The organism is Myceligenerans indicum, from assembly GCF_016742955.1.
Classification (GTDB): domain Bacteria; phylum Actinomycetota; class Actinomycetes; order Actinomycetales; family Cellulomonadaceae; genus Myceligenerans; species Myceligenerans indicum.
Genome location: NZ_JABBYC010000005.1, coordinates 115,609 through 130,352 on the forward strand (window position 1 = coordinate 115,609; position 14,744 = coordinate 130,352).

At 71.2% G+C, this 14,744-nt stretch carries 12 protein-coding genes; all 12 read left to right on the top strand.

Annotation, left to right across the window (positions count from 1 at the left end; translation table 11 throughout):
* Window positions 1-12: 12 nt before the first annotated feature.
* The 12 genes from HGK34_RS05510 to HGK34_RS05565 all read left to right on the top strand — a co-directional run bounded on the left by HGK34_RS05510 (window position 13) and on the right by HGK34_RS05565 (window position 14,660).
* A complete protein-coding gene (locus tag HGK34_RS05510; RefSeq protein WP_201845559.1) occupies window positions 13-2,553 on the top strand; it encodes a DUF3856 domain-containing protein in 2,541 nt (846 codons plus the stop codon).
* A gap of 34 nt (window positions 2,554-2,587) precedes the next feature.
* A complete protein-coding gene (gene pdxT / locus HGK34_RS05515; protein ID WP_201845560.1) occupies window positions 2,588-3,235 on the top strand; it encodes a pyridoxal 5'-phosphate synthase glutaminase subunit PdxT in 648 nt (215 codons plus the stop codon).
* Between the two features lie 84 nt (window positions 3,236-3,319).
* Window positions 3,320-4,081, top strand: coding sequence for a YebC/PmpR family DNA-binding transcriptional regulator (locus HGK34_RS05520; RefSeq protein WP_201845561.1), 762 nt, complete (start codon window positions 3,320-3,322; stop codon window positions 4,079-4,081).
* Window positions 4,082-4,134: 53 nt separating this feature from the next.
* Window positions 4,135-4,695 (top strand): crossover junction endodeoxyribonuclease RuvC, encoded by a 561-nt coding sequence (ruvC, locus tag HGK34_RS05525; RefSeq protein ID WP_201845562.1) that lies wholly within the window; start codon window positions 4,135-4,137, stop codon window positions 4,693-4,695.
* A gap of 216 nt (window positions 4,696-4,911) precedes the next feature.
* The gene (gene ruvA, locus HGK34_RS05530; protein WP_201845563.1) at window positions 4,912-5,553 is read left to right on the top strand and encodes a Holliday junction branch migration protein RuvA; all 642 of its coding nucleotides are present in this window, start codon (window positions 4,912-4,914) and stop codon (window positions 5,551-5,553) included.
* Between the two features lie 64 nt (window positions 5,554-5,617).
* Complete coding sequence (gene ruvB / locus HGK34_RS05535; RefSeq protein WP_244666456.1) at window positions 5,618-6,676, top strand: Holliday junction branch migration DNA helicase RuvB; 1,059 nt, start codon at window positions 5,618-5,620, stop codon at window positions 6,674-6,676.
* 42 nt (window positions 6,677-6,718) lie between these two features.
* Window positions 6,719-7,165 carry a preprotein translocase subunit YajC gene (gene yajC, locus HGK34_RS05540; protein ID WP_307815791.1) on the top strand — a complete coding sequence of 149 codons (447 nt, stop codon included), beginning with the start codon at window positions 6,719-6,721 and terminating at the stop codon, window positions 7,163-7,165.
* 132 nt (window positions 7,166-7,297) lie between these two features.
* Window positions 7,298-9,175 (top strand): protein translocase subunit SecD, encoded by a 1,878-nt coding sequence (gene secD, locus HGK34_RS05545; protein WP_201845565.1) that lies wholly within the window; start codon window positions 7,298-7,300, stop codon window positions 9,173-9,175.
* Complete coding sequence (gene secF / locus HGK34_RS05550) at window positions 9,175-10,269, top strand: protein translocase subunit SecF (RefSeq protein ID WP_201845566.1); 1,095 nt, start codon at window positions 9,175-9,177, stop codon at window positions 10,267-10,269. The genes secD and secF overlap by 1 nt, the downstream gene beginning before the upstream one ends.
* Before the next feature lie 114 nt (window positions 10,270-10,383).
* Complete coding sequence (locus tag HGK34_RS05555; protein ID WP_201845567.1) at window positions 10,384-10,968, top strand: adenine phosphoribosyltransferase; 585 nt, start codon at window positions 10,384-10,386, stop codon at window positions 10,966-10,968.
* 67 nt (window positions 10,969-11,035) lie between these two features.
* Window positions 11,036-13,360: a RelA/SpoT family protein gene (locus HGK34_RS05560; protein WP_201845568.1), complete on the top strand. Its 2,325-nt coding sequence runs from the start codon at window positions 11,036-11,038 to the stop codon at window positions 13,358-13,360.
* A 109-nt stretch (window positions 13,361-13,469) separates the two neighbouring features.
* Window positions 13,470-14,660 (top strand): ATP-dependent DNA ligase, encoded by a 1,191-nt coding sequence (locus HGK34_RS05565; RefSeq protein WP_201845625.1) that lies wholly within the window; start codon window positions 13,470-13,472, stop codon window positions 14,658-14,660.
* The last annotated feature ends 84 nt before the right edge of the window (window positions 14,661-14,744 follow it).

A 14,744-nucleotide genomic window follows, 5' to 3' on the forward strand; every position in this document is an offset into this window, starting at 1 on the left:
TTGAATATGCCTATGTGGCGTCCCCCTCAACCCGACAGCCGCCTGCGCGCCTCGCGCGCGCACGTCTCCGCAGCCGGGCTGTTGGATCCGGCGCTTCGGGTCGTTCCGTTCACGGGCCGCGACGAGGAACTCGACGAGCTGCACACCTGGTGCCGGGAACGTCCCCGGGTGCAGGTCCGCTTCGTCACGGGGACGGGCGGCGTCGGGAAGTCCCGCCTCGCGCTGGAACTCGCCGCGCGGATGCGGCGACGGGGCTGGACGTGCGTGTGGCCCGAGCCGGACGACTCGCCGGACGAGGTCGCGGCCGCCTGCCGTGGCGGGCGGGTGCTGGTCGTGGTGGACGACGCCGCCGCTCACCCACGGCTCGCGGAGCAGCTCGGCGCGCTGAGGAACGCCGGGGACAGCCGGCTGCGCGTGATCCTGCTGGGCCGCACGGGGCGCGAATGGTGGTCCAGGCTGCGCTGGGCCTGCGACCTGTGGTCCGGCGCCGAGGCGGTGCCGACCTCACAGGTGCATCTCGCGCCGCCCCGTGTGCCCGCGACCACGATGGCATCGGTCGCGCGCCGCGCGTTCGCCCGGCGTGTGGCAGTCCGGCACAAGGCGGCCGGGACGTCGCCCGCCGTTCCCGAGGTGCGTGAGGGTCCCGAGCCGGCACCGGTCCTCGACATCCATGCGGCGGTCCTGGCAACACTCCTCCGAGGCGGTGTCGCCGACGTCTCACGTGGGGTCGGAGCACTGCTCGACCTGGAGCGAGAGAGCTGGTCCGCGCCCGACGAGGACGTCGCGGGAGCACTGCTGCGCGGCCAGGAACCCGGCGTCGGCCACGCGAGCACGAGCGCTTCCCGCGCCAGGTCCCCAGGCCGGCCGCGCCCGTCGCCGATGAGCGGTCCCGGGGGTCTGCCGAACCGGCTCGCCGAGCTCCACGTCGCGCGGACCCTGGCCGCGGACCCCGCGCGCGTGCGGGCGTGCACGGCCGGACTGGATGTGCCTCAGGCGTTCCGGGTCGCGCTGTTCGCCCTCCGGATCGACGTGGACGACCCGGGCGTGCCCGAGGCCGCACCGCTGGCGACCGTGCTGCTGGAACGGGTGGCGTCCGCGCTGCCCGACGAACCGGAGGCCCTCGCCCAGGTGCTGCGCCTGTTCGGCCGTCGGCCGCTGCCGCGCGACGTGGCGGTGGGGCTCGCGCAGCGCCTGGCCGCCGTCGTCGGCGAGTACCGGCCCGGAGGGCCGTTCCCCACGCCGGAACAGGCGGACGCCACCGCGACCCTCGCGCGGGCCCTCGGAGCCCCGGAGACGTACGACGACGTTCCGCCGTCGGCGCAGGCTGCCGTCGCCGCCTGGTGCGAGCTGGCCCGTGAGGCGCCGGACCGGTATCGAACACCGCTGCTGGAGGCCAGGACCGTGACGGCGGGTGTGCTGTTCGGCAAGGGCCGGTACAGCGAGTCGCTGCAGCTGTCGGACGAGGTTGCCGCGGCATGCCGGGCCGCCTCCGCCGAGGAGCGGGTGTGGACGGACCCGATGCTGGCGAACGCCCTGAACGGGATGGCCGTCACCTACGACTTCCTGGGACGCCCGGAACAGGTCGAGGTGTGCCACACGGCGTCCGTGGCCACCTTGCGGCGGCTCGTGACCAGAGACCCTGCGGCCCACGAAGCCGGTCTCGCGCTCGTGCTGGCGAACACCGTGGGGCAGGTCGAGCTCGGGAGGGCGGCGGACGTCATCGACGGGCTGCGCGAGTCCGTGGAGATCCGTCGGCGCCTCACGCTGCGGCGGCCCGGCGAGCACGAGCAGTACCTGGCCTTCGCGTTGTCGAACCTCAGCGACGCCGCCGCACAGCTCGACCGGCCGGCCGAGGCGGTCGCCGCCGCCCGTGAGGCGCTGGCGATCCGGCGCCGGTTCGCCCTGCAGGATCCCGTCGGGATGCGCTGGCTGGTCGCGTGGTCACTGGCCGGTCTCGGGGCGCTGCTGTCGGACCAGGGACGCGCCGCCGAGGCCGCCGGGCTGGAGGAGGAGTCCGTCCGGATCCGTCGTGACCTGGCCGGCGAGACCCCTCAGCGATACCGCGACATGCTCGCGACGTCGTGTTCGAACCTCGCACTCACCTACGGGCGCCTCGGCCGGTTCGCCGAGGCGCTGCCCCTGGAGGAGGAGGCCGTCGGTATCCGGCGTGAGCTCGCGGGGCGGGTCCCCGGCCGCTACGAGGAGGAGCTGGCCCGCTCCCTGTCGCGCCTCGGAGTCCGGCTGACGGAGGTGGGGCGGCCCCTCGACGCGGTCGCCCCGGCCACGGAGGCGGTGAGCATGCTGCGCGACCTCGCGCGCTCCAAGCGACCGCACCATCAGGACGGCCTCGCGGTCGCGTTGACGAACCTCGCCACCGTGCTGCGCAGCCTGGGCCGCGCGGAGGCCGCCACCGCCGCCGTGCGCGAGGCGTTCGCGCTGCGCGACGAGAACGTCGAGCTCGTCGCGCAGGAGCGAGGGCTGCGCGGGTCGCCGGCCCGGGCCATGGACGTGCTCGTGGACATCGAGGAGGGCGGGGCGTCGACGTCGTCGTAGGTCGTGGGCCGGGATCGGCATAGGATCGACTCCCGTGACACGCACTCTCACCGTCGGAGTCCTCGCCCTGCAGGGCGACGTCCGAGAACACGCCGCAGCGCTGGAGGCCGTGGGTACCCGCGCGGTCCCGGTGCGCCGCATCTCCGAGCTGGAGGCGGTCGACGGCCTGGTCGTCCCGGGCGGGGAGTCCACCACCATCGACAAGCTGCTGCACGTGTTCGGCCTGGTCGATCCACTGCGCGCGATGATCAAGGAGGGGCTGCCCGTCTACGGCTCGTGCGCGGGCATGATCCTGCTCGCGGATCGCATCACCGGCGGAACCGCGGACCAGCAGACGCTCGGCGGGATGGACGTCGTCGTGCGGCGCAACGCCTTCGGCCGGCAGGTCGACTCGTTCGAGACCGACCTGGAGATGGCCGGGCTCCCCGGAGGCCCCGTGCGCACCGCGTTCATCCGCGCCCCCTGGATCGAGGAGGCCGGCGACGACGTCGAGGTGCTCGCCCGCATCCCCGCCACCGACACGTCGGGCCGTGAGGTGGCCGCCGCCGGTAAGATCGTCGCAGCACGGCAGGGCCCACTGCTCGCCACCGCCTTCCACCCGGAGATCACGGGAGACGCGCGCGTGCACGGTCTGTTCGCCCGCATCATCGCCGGTGACGACGAAGGGCGCAGCGCAGGGTGAGGGCCGAGGAACGAGGCACTCGTCCGGAGCGGAGTCCGAGAAGTCACCGCGCTCCATCAGATTCGCGAAGGAGTTAACAGGTACATGTCAGGTCACTCCAAGTGGGCCACGACCAAGCACAAGAAGGCGGCGATCGACGCCAAGCGCGGCAAGCTCTTCGCGAAGCTCATCAAGAACATCGAGGTCGCGGCCCGCACCGGCGGCGGTGACCCCGCCGGCAACCCGACGCTGTTCGACGCCATCCAGAAGGCGAAGAAGTCCTCGGTCCCCAACGACAACATCGATCGTGCGGTCAAGCGCGGCTCCGGCGAGGGCGCCGACGCCGTCGACTACCAGACGATCATGTACGAGGGCTACGGCAACAACGGCATCGCCGTGCTGGTCGAGTGCCTCACCGACAACAAGAACCGCGCCGCGGCCGAGGTCCGCACCGCGTTCAACCGCAACGGCGGCTCGCTCGCCGACCCGGGCTCGGTCTCGTACCTGTTCTCGCGCAAGGGCCTGGTCGTCGTGCCCAAGTCCGACGGCGTGGGCGAGGACGAGGTCATGATGGCCGCCCTGGACGCCGGTGCCGAGGAGGTCACGGATCTGGGCGAGGTCATCGAGGTCATGTCCGAGGCCACCGACCTGGTCCCGGTCCGCAAGGCCATCCAGGACGCCGGCATCGACTACGACTCCGCGGACATCGTGTTCCACCCGTCCATGCAGGTGGAGGTCGACGTCGACGGCGCCAAGAAGATCACCCGCCTCATCGACGCCCTCGAGGACAGCGACGACGTGCAGAACGTCTACGCCAACTTCGACGCGAGCGACGAGGTCATGGAGGCGCTCGACGCCGAGGAGTGACACCCCCGCGCGGGCCGAGCGGAACGTCCCCGCCCTCGTGAGAGGGTGGGGACGTGCGCGTTCTCGGAGTGGATCCCGGCCTGACCAGGTGCGGCGTCGGAGTCGTGGACTCCCTGCCCGGACGCCGGGCACGCATGGCCGGAGTCGGCGTCATCCGGTCCGACGCCGACCTGTCCGTCGACCTGCGCCTCCTGCGGATCGCCGAGGGGCTCGACGAGTGGATCGAGGCACACGCACCCGACGTCGTCGCGGTCGAGCGGGTCTTCGCCCAGCACAACGTCGCCTCGGTGACCGGAACGGCCCAGGCCGCCGGCCTCGCGATGGTCGCCGCCGCCCGCCGCGGCATCCCGGTGGCCCTGCACACGCCGAGCGAGGTCAAGGCCGCGGTGACCGGCTCCGGCCGCGCCGACAAGGCCCAGGTCACAAAGATGATCAGCCGCATCCTGCGACTCGACACCCCGCCGAAGCCCGCCGACGCCGCCGACGCGCTGGCGCTCGCGGTCTGCCACCTGTGGCGCCCTGCGGGCGCGTTGCAGGGCGGGGAGCGGCACGAGCTGACCGCCGCTCAGCGGGCCTGGGCCGCCGCGGAGGCCGTCGCACGGCGCAAGGGCTGAACCGCCTTCCCGGCGCCCCGTGCGTTCAGGGTTCTCCCGTGCGGTGGCCGCCGTCCCCTGGTGACCTCGTCCCGCTCCTGCGCGTCGCCTCTCACGGGTGCCGGACGCCGCGTTAGGATCGCACGGACGTTCGAGAACCGCCGGGTCCGGCGACCCTGGCCGGAGCCTCGTGAACACCGATGTCGTGAACACCGCAGCCGCCAGAAGGAGTGCCCCATGATCGCCTCGCTGACGGGAACCGTGCAGCATGTGACGCTCGACCGGGTCGTGGTCGACGTCGGTGGTGTCGGCTACCTGGTGCACGCGACGCCGGGAACGCTCGCCGGGATGCGCGTGGGCGAGCAGGCGCAGGTGGCGACCAGCATGGTGGTGCGCGAGGACTCGATGACGCTGTACGGCTTCGCCGACGCCGACGAGCGCGACGTCTTCGAGATCGTCCAGACGGTCAGCGGCGTGGGCCCGCGCCTGGCGCTCGCGATGCTGGCCGTGTACCCGCCCGAGGGCTTGCGGCGGGCCGTGGCGGCCGAGGACACCGCGGCACTCACGCGCGTGCCGGGCATCGGCAAGAAGGGCGCGCAGCGCATCCTGCTGGAGCTCGGGGACCGGCTCGGACCGCCGTCAGGCGTCGTCGAACCCGTGCCCGACGGCGGTCCGGGGTCTGCCGGCATGCCCGTGGGCGATGCCGGGACCGGGAAGGTCGTCGAGGCGCTCACCGGTCTGGGCTGGCCCGACAAGGCGGCGCAGGACGCGGTCGCGAAGGTGCTCGCCGAGGCCGGGGCCGATGCCGTCGCGCCGGCGGACGTGGCCACCACGCTGCGTGCGGCGCTGCGCGTGCTGGGAGGTGCTGCTCGTGGCTGAGGACTTCGTGGAAGGCCTGGCCGGCGGATCGGGCGCGCCCGTCGGCGACTCCGGCGTCACCCGTCTGGTCGGTACGGCGTCCGACGACGTCGAACGGGCGGCGGAGGCGGCGCTGCGGCCCAAGCGGCTGGAGGAGTTCGTGGGCCAGCCCGTGGTGCGCGAGCAACTCTCGCTCATGCTCAGGGCGGCCGTCGCGCGGGGGAGCGCACCGGACCACGTCCTGCTGTCCGGGCCGCCCGGTCTGGGCAAGACGACGCTGGCGATGATCATCGCGGCCGAGATCGGCTCCAACCTGCGCATCACGTCGGGCCCGGCCATCCAGCACGCGGGAGACCTCGCGGCCGTGCTCTCCTCCCTGGAGGAGGGCGAGGTGCTGTTCATCGACGAGATCCATCGCCTCGCGCGCCCGGCCGAGGAGCTGCTGTACTCCGCGATGGAGGACTTCCGGGTCGACATCGTGGTCGGCAAGGGGCCGGGGGCGTCGGCGATCCCGCTGGCACTGCCACCGTTCACCGTGGTCGGGGCCACGACGCGCTCCGGGCTGCTGCCCGCGCCGCTGCGGGACCGCTTCGGGTTCACCGGGCACATGGACTTCTACTCGGCGGTCGAGCTGGAGCAGGTCATCCTGCGCTCGTCGAGGCTGCTGGGGACCGACGTCGGCCACGAGGCCGCCGCGGAGATCGCAGGGCGGTCGCGCGGCACTCCCCGTGTGGCGAACCGGCTGCTGCGCCGGGTGCGGGACTGGGCGCAGGTGCGCGGCGACGGGACGCTTGACCTGCACGCGGCCGAGTCCGCACTCCGTGTTTACGAGGTCGACGCGATCGGGCTGGACCGGCTGGACCGGTCGGTGCTGACGGCGCTGTGCACGCGGTTCGGCGGAGGCCCGGTCGGCCTCACCACGCTCGCGGCGACCGTCGGCGAGGAGTCGGACACGGTCGAGACGGTCGCCGAGCCGTACCTGGTGCGGGAGGGGCTGGTGGCCCGCACGCCTCGTGGCCGGGTGGCCACGCTCGCGGCCTGGGAGCACCTCGGCCTCACGCCACCGCAGGACCAGGGAGCCTCCCGCCAAGGAGGCAGCACGACGTCCACAGGGGCGACGACGGGCACGCTGTTCGGCGCATAGACTGGTCCGGCACCCCATACACCCGAACTTGACTGGATCATCGTGGACTTCACCTTCCTCCTTCTCATCGTCGCGCTGGCCGCGATGCTCTTCTTCACCACGAGCCGAAGCCGCAAGCAGCAGCGGGCCGCGGCTCAGTTCCGGGAGGGTTTGCAGCCCGGGGTCGAGGTCATGACCCAGTCCGGCATGGTCGGCGTCGTCGTCGCCGTCGACGCGGACCGCCAGATCGTGCGCATCGAGTCCTCGGACGGCCACATCACCGACTGGGTCATGCCCGCGGTCAAGGAGATCCCGGCTCAGTTCGCGACACCTGTCCCGGACGACTCGGACGACACGGATTCCTCCGAGTTGACGGAGCAGGAAGGTTCGGGCAGTACCATCGGGCCCGACGTGATCGACGTCCCGGACGACATCTCCGGTCTGGACTCCGCCGAGAGCGGTGGCCGTGACCAGGAGGCGCGCAAGGACGACGACACCGACGGCAAGTGACGACCGCGTCGCAGGGGGCGTGAGCCCGCGGCGGCGCCGAACCCGTGCCGCTCCGGCGGCGCGCAACCGAGAAGAGACGACAAGTTGGCGACTGACAACCGGCGCTCACGGCCGGTCCGGACGATCGTCCTGATGGCGATCTTCACGATGCTGCTGCCCTTCGCAGCGCTCGTGGCCGGATCACAGCTCGACGCGCGCTCCGATGAGAATCCTGACGGGGCGAGTCTCGCCCCGGGCCTTGCCCTTGACCTCCAGGGCGGCACGCAGATCGTGCTCCAGGCCGTCACCAGTGACGGTTCGGACATCACCCCCGACGCCATGGAAGAGGCGGTCGGAGTGATCCGCCAGCGGGTGGACGCGAACGGTGTCACCGAGGCGGACATCGCCGTCCAGGGCGATCGGCAGATCATCGTCGAGATCCCCGGCGAGGTGGACGACGCGACGATCGCGCTGATCTCCAAGGCCGCGCAGATGAAGTTCCGGCCGGTCCTGAGCGTCATGGCCCCCACAGCGACCCCCAGCTCCGATGCGCAGGACGGATCCGGCGACGGCGCCGACTCCGGCAACGCGGACTCGGGCAACGCGGACTCGGGCGACGGCGCATCCGCCACCTCGGACGAGGACCTGCTCAAGCAGATCGCGAAGGAGCAGGAGGGGATCGACCCGACGGACCCGAGCGACCTGGCGCAGATCACGCCGGCGGTCCAGCAGCTCGCCGACCAGCTCGACTGCACCGACCCCGCGAACCTCGAGGGCGGCGGAGGCGACGACGCGAACCTGCCGCTGGTCACCTGCGACCAGACGGGGACCGCCAAGTACATCCTCGGGCCCGTCGAGGTGGACGGTACGGACCTGAAGAACGCCAGCTCGGGCCTGATCACCGGTCAGAACGGCGTGGTGACCAACGAGTGGGGCGTGAACCTCGAGCTCAACGGTGACGGCGCGCAGAAGTTCCGGGAGGTGACCCAGCGCCTGTACACGCTCGAGGCACCGCGCGACCAGTTCGCGATCGCGCTGGACGGCCTGGTTGTCTCCGCCCCGTCCATCAACGAGCCGATCCCGAACGGGCGCGCGCAGATCTCGGGGACCTTCACCCGCGACTCGGCCGCTACCCTGGCGAACCAGCTCAGCTTCGGTTCGCTGCCGTTGACCTTCGACGTCCAGTCGCAGAACCAGGTCTCGGCCACGCTCGGGACCGAGCAGCTGCAGCGCGGCCTCTTCGCCGGACTGATCGGCCTGGTCCTCGTGGTCGTGTACTCGCTGTTCCAGTACCGCACCCTCGGTGGCCTGACGGTCGCCTCGCTGGTCGTGGCAGGAGCCATGACCTACGTCGTGATCGCGCTGCTGTCGTGGGGGATGGGGTACCGGCTGTCGCTGCCGGGTGTCGCGGGTCTGATCGTCGCGATCGGTTTCACCGCGGACTCGTTCATCGTGTACTTCGAACGCATCAGGGACGAGTTGCGCGACGGACGTTCGCTGCGCCTCGCGGTGCAGCGAGGCTGGGTCCGCGCGCGGCGCACGATCTACGCCGCGAAGTCCGTGAACCTGCTCTCGGCGGTCATCCTGTACTTCATGACCGTCGGAGGGGTTCGCGGCTTCGCGTTCACCCTGGGGCTGACCACGGTGATCGACATCCTCGTGGTCATCTGGTTCACGCACCCGATGATGGAGCTGCTGGCGAAGGTGCCGTTCTTCCGGGACGGTCACAAGGCGTCCGGTCTGTCGCCGGACCGGATGCGTGTCTCGTCCGGGCCGCGCTACAAGGGTGCCGGACGTGTCGAGTGGCAGCCCGCCGCCGCAGGGGCGTCCTCCGGTGACGCCGAGGAAGCGGACGAGGGCGCCGAACGCGCTCCGGCCTACGCGGGTGCACAGGCGCAGAGCGCCCCGAGCACGGCCGGTACGCCGGCCCCCGCACGGTCGGCCGACGGACGCAGGATGACGATCGCTGAGCGGCGCGCCGCGGAGCGCAAGGCCGCCTCGGAGGCCGCGAAGAACGAGGAGCAGCTCTGATGGCGTTCAACTTCGCCCGGTGGGGCAACGACCTGTACACCGGCCAGCGGTCCTACCCGATCATGCAGAAGCGCAGGATCTGGTTCTCGATCGTCGCGCTCTTCTCCGTGGCTTCGATCGCGGTCATCGCCCTTCAGGGGCTCAATCTCGGCATCGACTTCCGCGGCGGTTCGGAGTTCACCGTCTCCGGTGCGGCCACCACCGACGAGAACGCCGCGATCGACGCGGTGCACTCCGTGGCGCCCAGCCAGGAGGTGCTCGTCTCCCAGGTCGGGGACGGTGCCGTGCGCGTGCAGACCGCCGAGCTGACCGACGAGAGCGAGCTCAACGACGTCCGGGACGCGCTGGCAGAGGCGTACGACGTCCCGGCCACGGAGGTGACGACCGGGTTCATCGGTCCCACCTGGGGGGCGAGCGTCTCGAAGAAGGCGCTGTACGGCACGCTCGTGTTCGTCGGCGCCGTGGTGATCTTCATGGCGCTGTACTTCCGGGCGTGGCGGATGGCCCTGGCCGGAGTCGTGGCGGTCCTTCTGGACCTGGTGGTGTCAGCGGGCGTGTACGCGGCGGTGGGCTGGGAGGTCACGCCGTCGACGATCATCGGCTTCCTGACGATCCTCGGCTTCTCCCTCTACGACAAGGTCGTGGTCTTCGACAAGGTCCGGGAGAACACCGCCGCGGTGCTGGAGCAGTCGCGCAGCACCTACGAGGAGCGGGCCAACCTCGCGGTGAACCAGACGTTCGTGCGTTCGATCAACACGTCCGTGGTGGCGCTCCTGCCGGTGGCGGGCATCCTCTTCGTGGGTGCGTTCCTCCTCGGTGCTGGCACGCTGAAGGACCTGTCGCTGTCGCTGTTCGTCGGCATCGCCGTCGGCGCCGTGTCGTCGATCTTCCTCGCCCCGCCGCTGGACGTCGCGTTCCGGCAGAGTGACGTGAAGATCAAGGAACACACCGCCAAGGTGCTGGCAGCCCGCGAGGGCCTGGCGCAGGAGGGGGCCTCGGAGGCCGCGCTCGCCGCCGCGGCCTCGGGCGCGTCGCAGCTGATCCCCGGGAGCCACCAGGGAAACCAGTCGCAGCCTCGTCGCAAGGGCCGCTGACACGGCCCGCTGACCTCCGTCCCGAACGGCTCGGCCCCCGGTGGACACTGATCCGCCGGGGGCCTTGCCGTGTGGACATCGTTCTCCCCGAGGCGCCGGGTAGGCTCACCTTCCGTGACCGACGACATCGCTCTCTCCGCTCTTTCCGGCTTCACACCGGAACGGGCGGCCCGTGTGCGCTCCCTGATCCGTGACGTTCCTGACTACCCGGACGAGGGCATCCTCTTCCGGGACATCACACCGCTGCTGGCAGACGCGGCAGGACTGGCCGATGTCGTCGACGGGTTCGCGGCGATGGCCCAGGGGCTCGGCGAGATCGACGTGGTGGCCGGCATGGAGGCCCGCGGGTTCCTGTTCGGGGCTCCGCTGGCCACGAAGCTCGGTGTCGGCTTCCTGCCGCTGCGCAAGGCGGGCAAGCTCCCGCCCCCGGTCGAGCGGGTGGAGTACGACCTGGAGTACGGTTCGGCATCGATCGAGCTGCGCTTGGGAACACTCCAGCCGGGTTCGCGTGTTCTTCTCGTAGACGACGTCCTGGCCACCGGCGGCACGGCAGCCGCCGCGGCGGATCTCGTGCGACGCGGCGGCGGCGTGGTCGCAGGCCTGGCCTTCCTGCTCGAACTCGCCGCGCTTCACGGCCGCGAGAGGCTCGACGGCCACGAGGTGAGTACGCTCCTGCGAGTCGGGCCTGTGCAGGAGTGACATGAAGAACCGGGTCAGGCCGCACGGCCGCTAGACTGAGCCATCACCGGCGCGAAGGAGGCAGCACATGGCCGAGAACGACACCGCGCCCGCCTCCGCGCCGACATCGCCACCCGGGCTGCGCCACCGGCTCGCCCGGTTCGGCGCGCGGACCGCGTCGTCCACGCCCGCGGCCATCGAACCGCTGCTCCAGGTCATCCGCAGCAACCACCCGCGCTCCGACCTCGCGCTCGTCGAACGCGCCTACGTCACCGCGGAGAACGCGCACCGCGGGCAGATGCGCAAGAGCGGCGACCCGTACATCACACATCCGGTGGCGGTCTCCACGATCCTGGCAGAGCTCGGCTTCGAGGGCACGACCATCGCCGCCGCTCTGCTGCACGACACCGTGGAGGACACCGACTACGCCCTGGAGGAGCTCCGGGCCGATTTCGGTGACGACGTCGCTCTGCTCGTGGACGGGGTGACCAAGCTCGACAAGGTGAAGTACGGCGACGCCGCGCAGGCGGAGACCGTGCGCAAGATGGTCGTCGCGATGGCCAAGGACATCCGGGTCCTGGTCATCAAGCTCTCCGATCGCCTGCACAACGCGCGCACCTGGAAGTACGTGCCGCCGCACAAGGCGGAGAAGAAGGCGCGCGAGACCCTGGAGATCTACGCCCCGCTGGCGCATCGCCTGGGGATGAACACGATCAAGTGGGAGCTGGAGGATCTCTCCTTCCAGAACCTCTACCCCAAGGTGTACGACGAGATCGTGCACCTGGTGTCCGAACGCGCCCCGGCGCGCGAGGAGTACCTGAGCGTGGTCAAGGGCCAGATCGAGTCGGACCTGCGCTCGGCGAAGATCAAGGCGTCGGTGATGGGCCGGCCCAAGCACTACTACTCGATCTACCAGAAGATGATCGTCCGCGGCCACGACTTCGCGGAGATCTACGACCTGGTCGGCACACGCATCCTGGTGGACACGGTGCGGGACTGCTACGCGGCGCTCGGCGCCATGCACGCGCGATGGAACCCGGTCCCGGGGCGGTTCAAGGACTACATCGCGATGCCCAAGTTCAACATGTACCAGTCGCTGCACACGACGGTGATCGGCCCGGGCGGCAAGCCCGTGGAGATCCAGATCCGCACGCACGACATGCACCGCCGCGCGGAGTACGGCGTGGCCGCGCACTGGAAGTACAAGGACCGCAACGGCGGTGGGCAGCAGGGCAAGGAGGACACCCACGCCCAGGACATGGCCTGGCTGCGCCAGCTCGTGGACTGGCAGAAGGAGACGGCCGACCCGTCCGAGTTCCTCGACTCCCTGCGCTTCGAGATCGGCGGCGACGAGGTCTACGTCTTCACCCCGAAGGGCGACGTGATGCCCCTCCCGGCCGGTGCGACGCCCGTCGACTTCGCGTACGCCGTGCACACCGAGGTGGGGCACCGCACCATGGGTGCGCGCGTGAACGGCCGCCTGGTCCCGCTGGACTCCACGCTGGAGAACGGCGACGTCGTGGCGGTCCTGACCTCGAAGTCCGAGACCGCCGGTCCCAGTCACGACTGGCTGGCGTTCGTCAAGTCGCCGCGCGCCCGCAACAAGATCCGTGCCTGGTTCACCAAGGAACGTCGTGAGGAGGCGATCGAGACCGGCAAGGAGGGGATCGCCAAGGCCATGCGCAAGCAGGGCCTGCCGATCCAGCGCCTCATGACGCACGAGACGCTCGTGGGACTCGCGGACGAGATGCGTTACCCCGACGTGTCCGCCCTGTACGCGGCGGTGGGCGAGGGGCACGTGTCCGCGGCCCACGTCGTGGACAAGCTGGTCAAGGCTCTCGGGGGCGACGACGGCGCCACGGAGGACGTCGCCGAGGCTGCCCGCCCCGGCACCGGGAGCCGGACTCCGCGCCGCGTGCGCTCCGGCGACCCCGGCGTCGTCCTGAAGGGCTCGGACAGCACGGATGTGTGGGTCAAGCTCGCCAAGTGCTGCACCCCGGTGCCGGGCGACGAGATCGTCGGGTTCGTGACGCGCGGCCAGGGCGTGAGCGTGCACCGCTCGGACTGCGTCAACCTGGAGGGTCTGCGCAAGCAGCCCGAGCGACTGGTCGAGGTGGAGTGGACCGCCGGCGCGAACACGATGTTCCTGGTCCAGATCCAGGTGGAGGCGCTGGACCGGTCGCGTCTCCTGTCGGACGTGACGCGTGTCCTGTCGGACTACCACGTGAACATCCTGTCCGCGTTCGTCTCCACGTCCAGCGACCGGCTGGCCGTGTCTCGTTTCATCTTCGAGATGGCCGAGCCGGGACATCTCACCCAGGTGCTGGCGGCGGTACGCAAGGTCGAGGGTGTGTTCGACGTCCACCGCATCACCGGCACCAAGCCCGTGGAGCGCCCCCAGCTCCCGGTCTGACACCCGAGCGCTTCCCGCCGCCCGGCCCGGGCCGGACGGATGACGCCGGGTGGTGTTCTCGGCAGAGCGCCGCGCCGTGCGCGATGCTGGGTGCATGTCCGCCCAGACCCTGAACCTGCCGGTCCAGCCTCCGATCCGCCCCATGCTCGCGAGGAGCGTGGCGGCGGTGCCCGCCCAGAGCGGTGATCACGCCGCCGGCGGGGCAGGGCCGGACCTGGTCTACGAACCCAAGTGGGACGGTTTCCGCGCCATCGTCTACCGGGACGGGGACCGGGTGCACATCGGATCCCGCACCGGCAAGCCGATGGAGCGGTACTTCCCGGACGTGGTCGACGCCGTCCGTGACGCGCTGCCCGCACGGTGCGTGGTCGACGGCGAGATCGTCATCGCCCAGGTGCCCGGCGACGGTGCCGGCTCGCGGTCTCGTCTCAGCTTCGAGCTGTTGTCCCAGCGGATCCATCCGGCAGCCTCACGCGTGAACCTGCTCGCCGAGACGACGCCGGCGGCACTGGTCGTGTTCGACGTGCTGGCCGTCGGCGACGACGCCCTCATGGATCGCCCGCTCACCGACCGTCTGGAGGCGCTGGACCGACTTGCACTGACCGGTCCGCGCGTCTTCGCGACGCCGCGCACCCTCGACACGGCGGTCGCGAACGAGTGGTTCGACGTGTTCGAGGGCGCGGGCCTCGACGGCGTGATGGCCAAGCCGCTGGACGGCGCCTACCAGCCGAACAAGCGCGCGATGGTGAAGGTCAAGCACGCCCGCACGGCCGACGTCGTCCTCGCCGGATACCGGCTGCACAAGACCTCGACGCCCGGCCGTCCCCTGCTCGGTTCCCTCCTGCTCGGCCTGTACGACGACGACCGTGGCGGGGAGGGTGCCTATCTCCAGTTCGTGGGGGTGGCGGCGTCGTTCCCGGAGGCTCGCAGGGCGGCACTGATCACCGAACTCGCCGATCTCGTCGTGGTGCCTGGTACGCCGGAGGCGGACGCACATCCCTGGAGCGGCTGGGCCGACCCGGCGAAGGCACTCCCGGCCGCCGAGGCCAGGGACAGGCTCCCGGGTGCGGTCTCCCGGTGGACGGGTGGGAAGGACCTGTCGTTCACGCCGCTGCGGCCCGAGCGCGTGCTGGAGGTGGGGTACGACCACATGGAGGGGAGCAGGTTCCGGCACACCACCCAGTTCAAGCGCTGGCGCCCGGACCGGGAGCCGGCGTCGTGCACCTACGACCAGCTCGCCGAACCGGTGGGCTTCGACCTGGCCGAGCTGCTGCCCGGTGCTCCGGGCACCGCTGGTTGAGACCGGGGCTGTCGGGTGGGCCTGACGGCCGAGATCCGTCGGGCCCGGCGCGCACACGTCGTCCGTGTCGGTGACCCGGCGTAC

Excerpts from the sequence above, each read along its gene's own strand:
- ruvA (WP_201845563.1), top strand. The coding sequence starts at position 4,912 with ATGATCGCCTCGCTGACGGGAACCGTGCAGCATGTGACGCTCGACCGG.
- HGK34_RS05510 (WP_201845559.1), top strand. The coding sequence starts at position 13 with ATGTGGCGTCCCCCTCAACCCGACAGCCGCCTGCGCGCCTCGCGCGCG.
- HGK34_RS05520 (WP_201845561.1), top strand. The coding sequence starts at position 3,320 with ATGTCAGGTCACTCCAAGTGGGCCACGACCAAGCACAAGAAGGCGGCG.
- HGK34_RS05560 (WP_201845568.1), top strand. The coding sequence starts at position 11,036 with ATGGCCGAGAACGACACCGCGCCCGCCTCCGCGCCGACATCGCCACCC.
- secF (WP_201845566.1), top strand. The coding sequence starts at position 9,175 with ATGGCGTTCAACTTCGCCCGGTGGGGCAACGACCTGTACACCGGCCAG.
- secD (WP_201845565.1), top strand. The coding sequence starts at position 7,298 with ATGGCGATCTTCACGATGCTGCTGCCCTTCGCAGCGCTCGTGGCCGGA.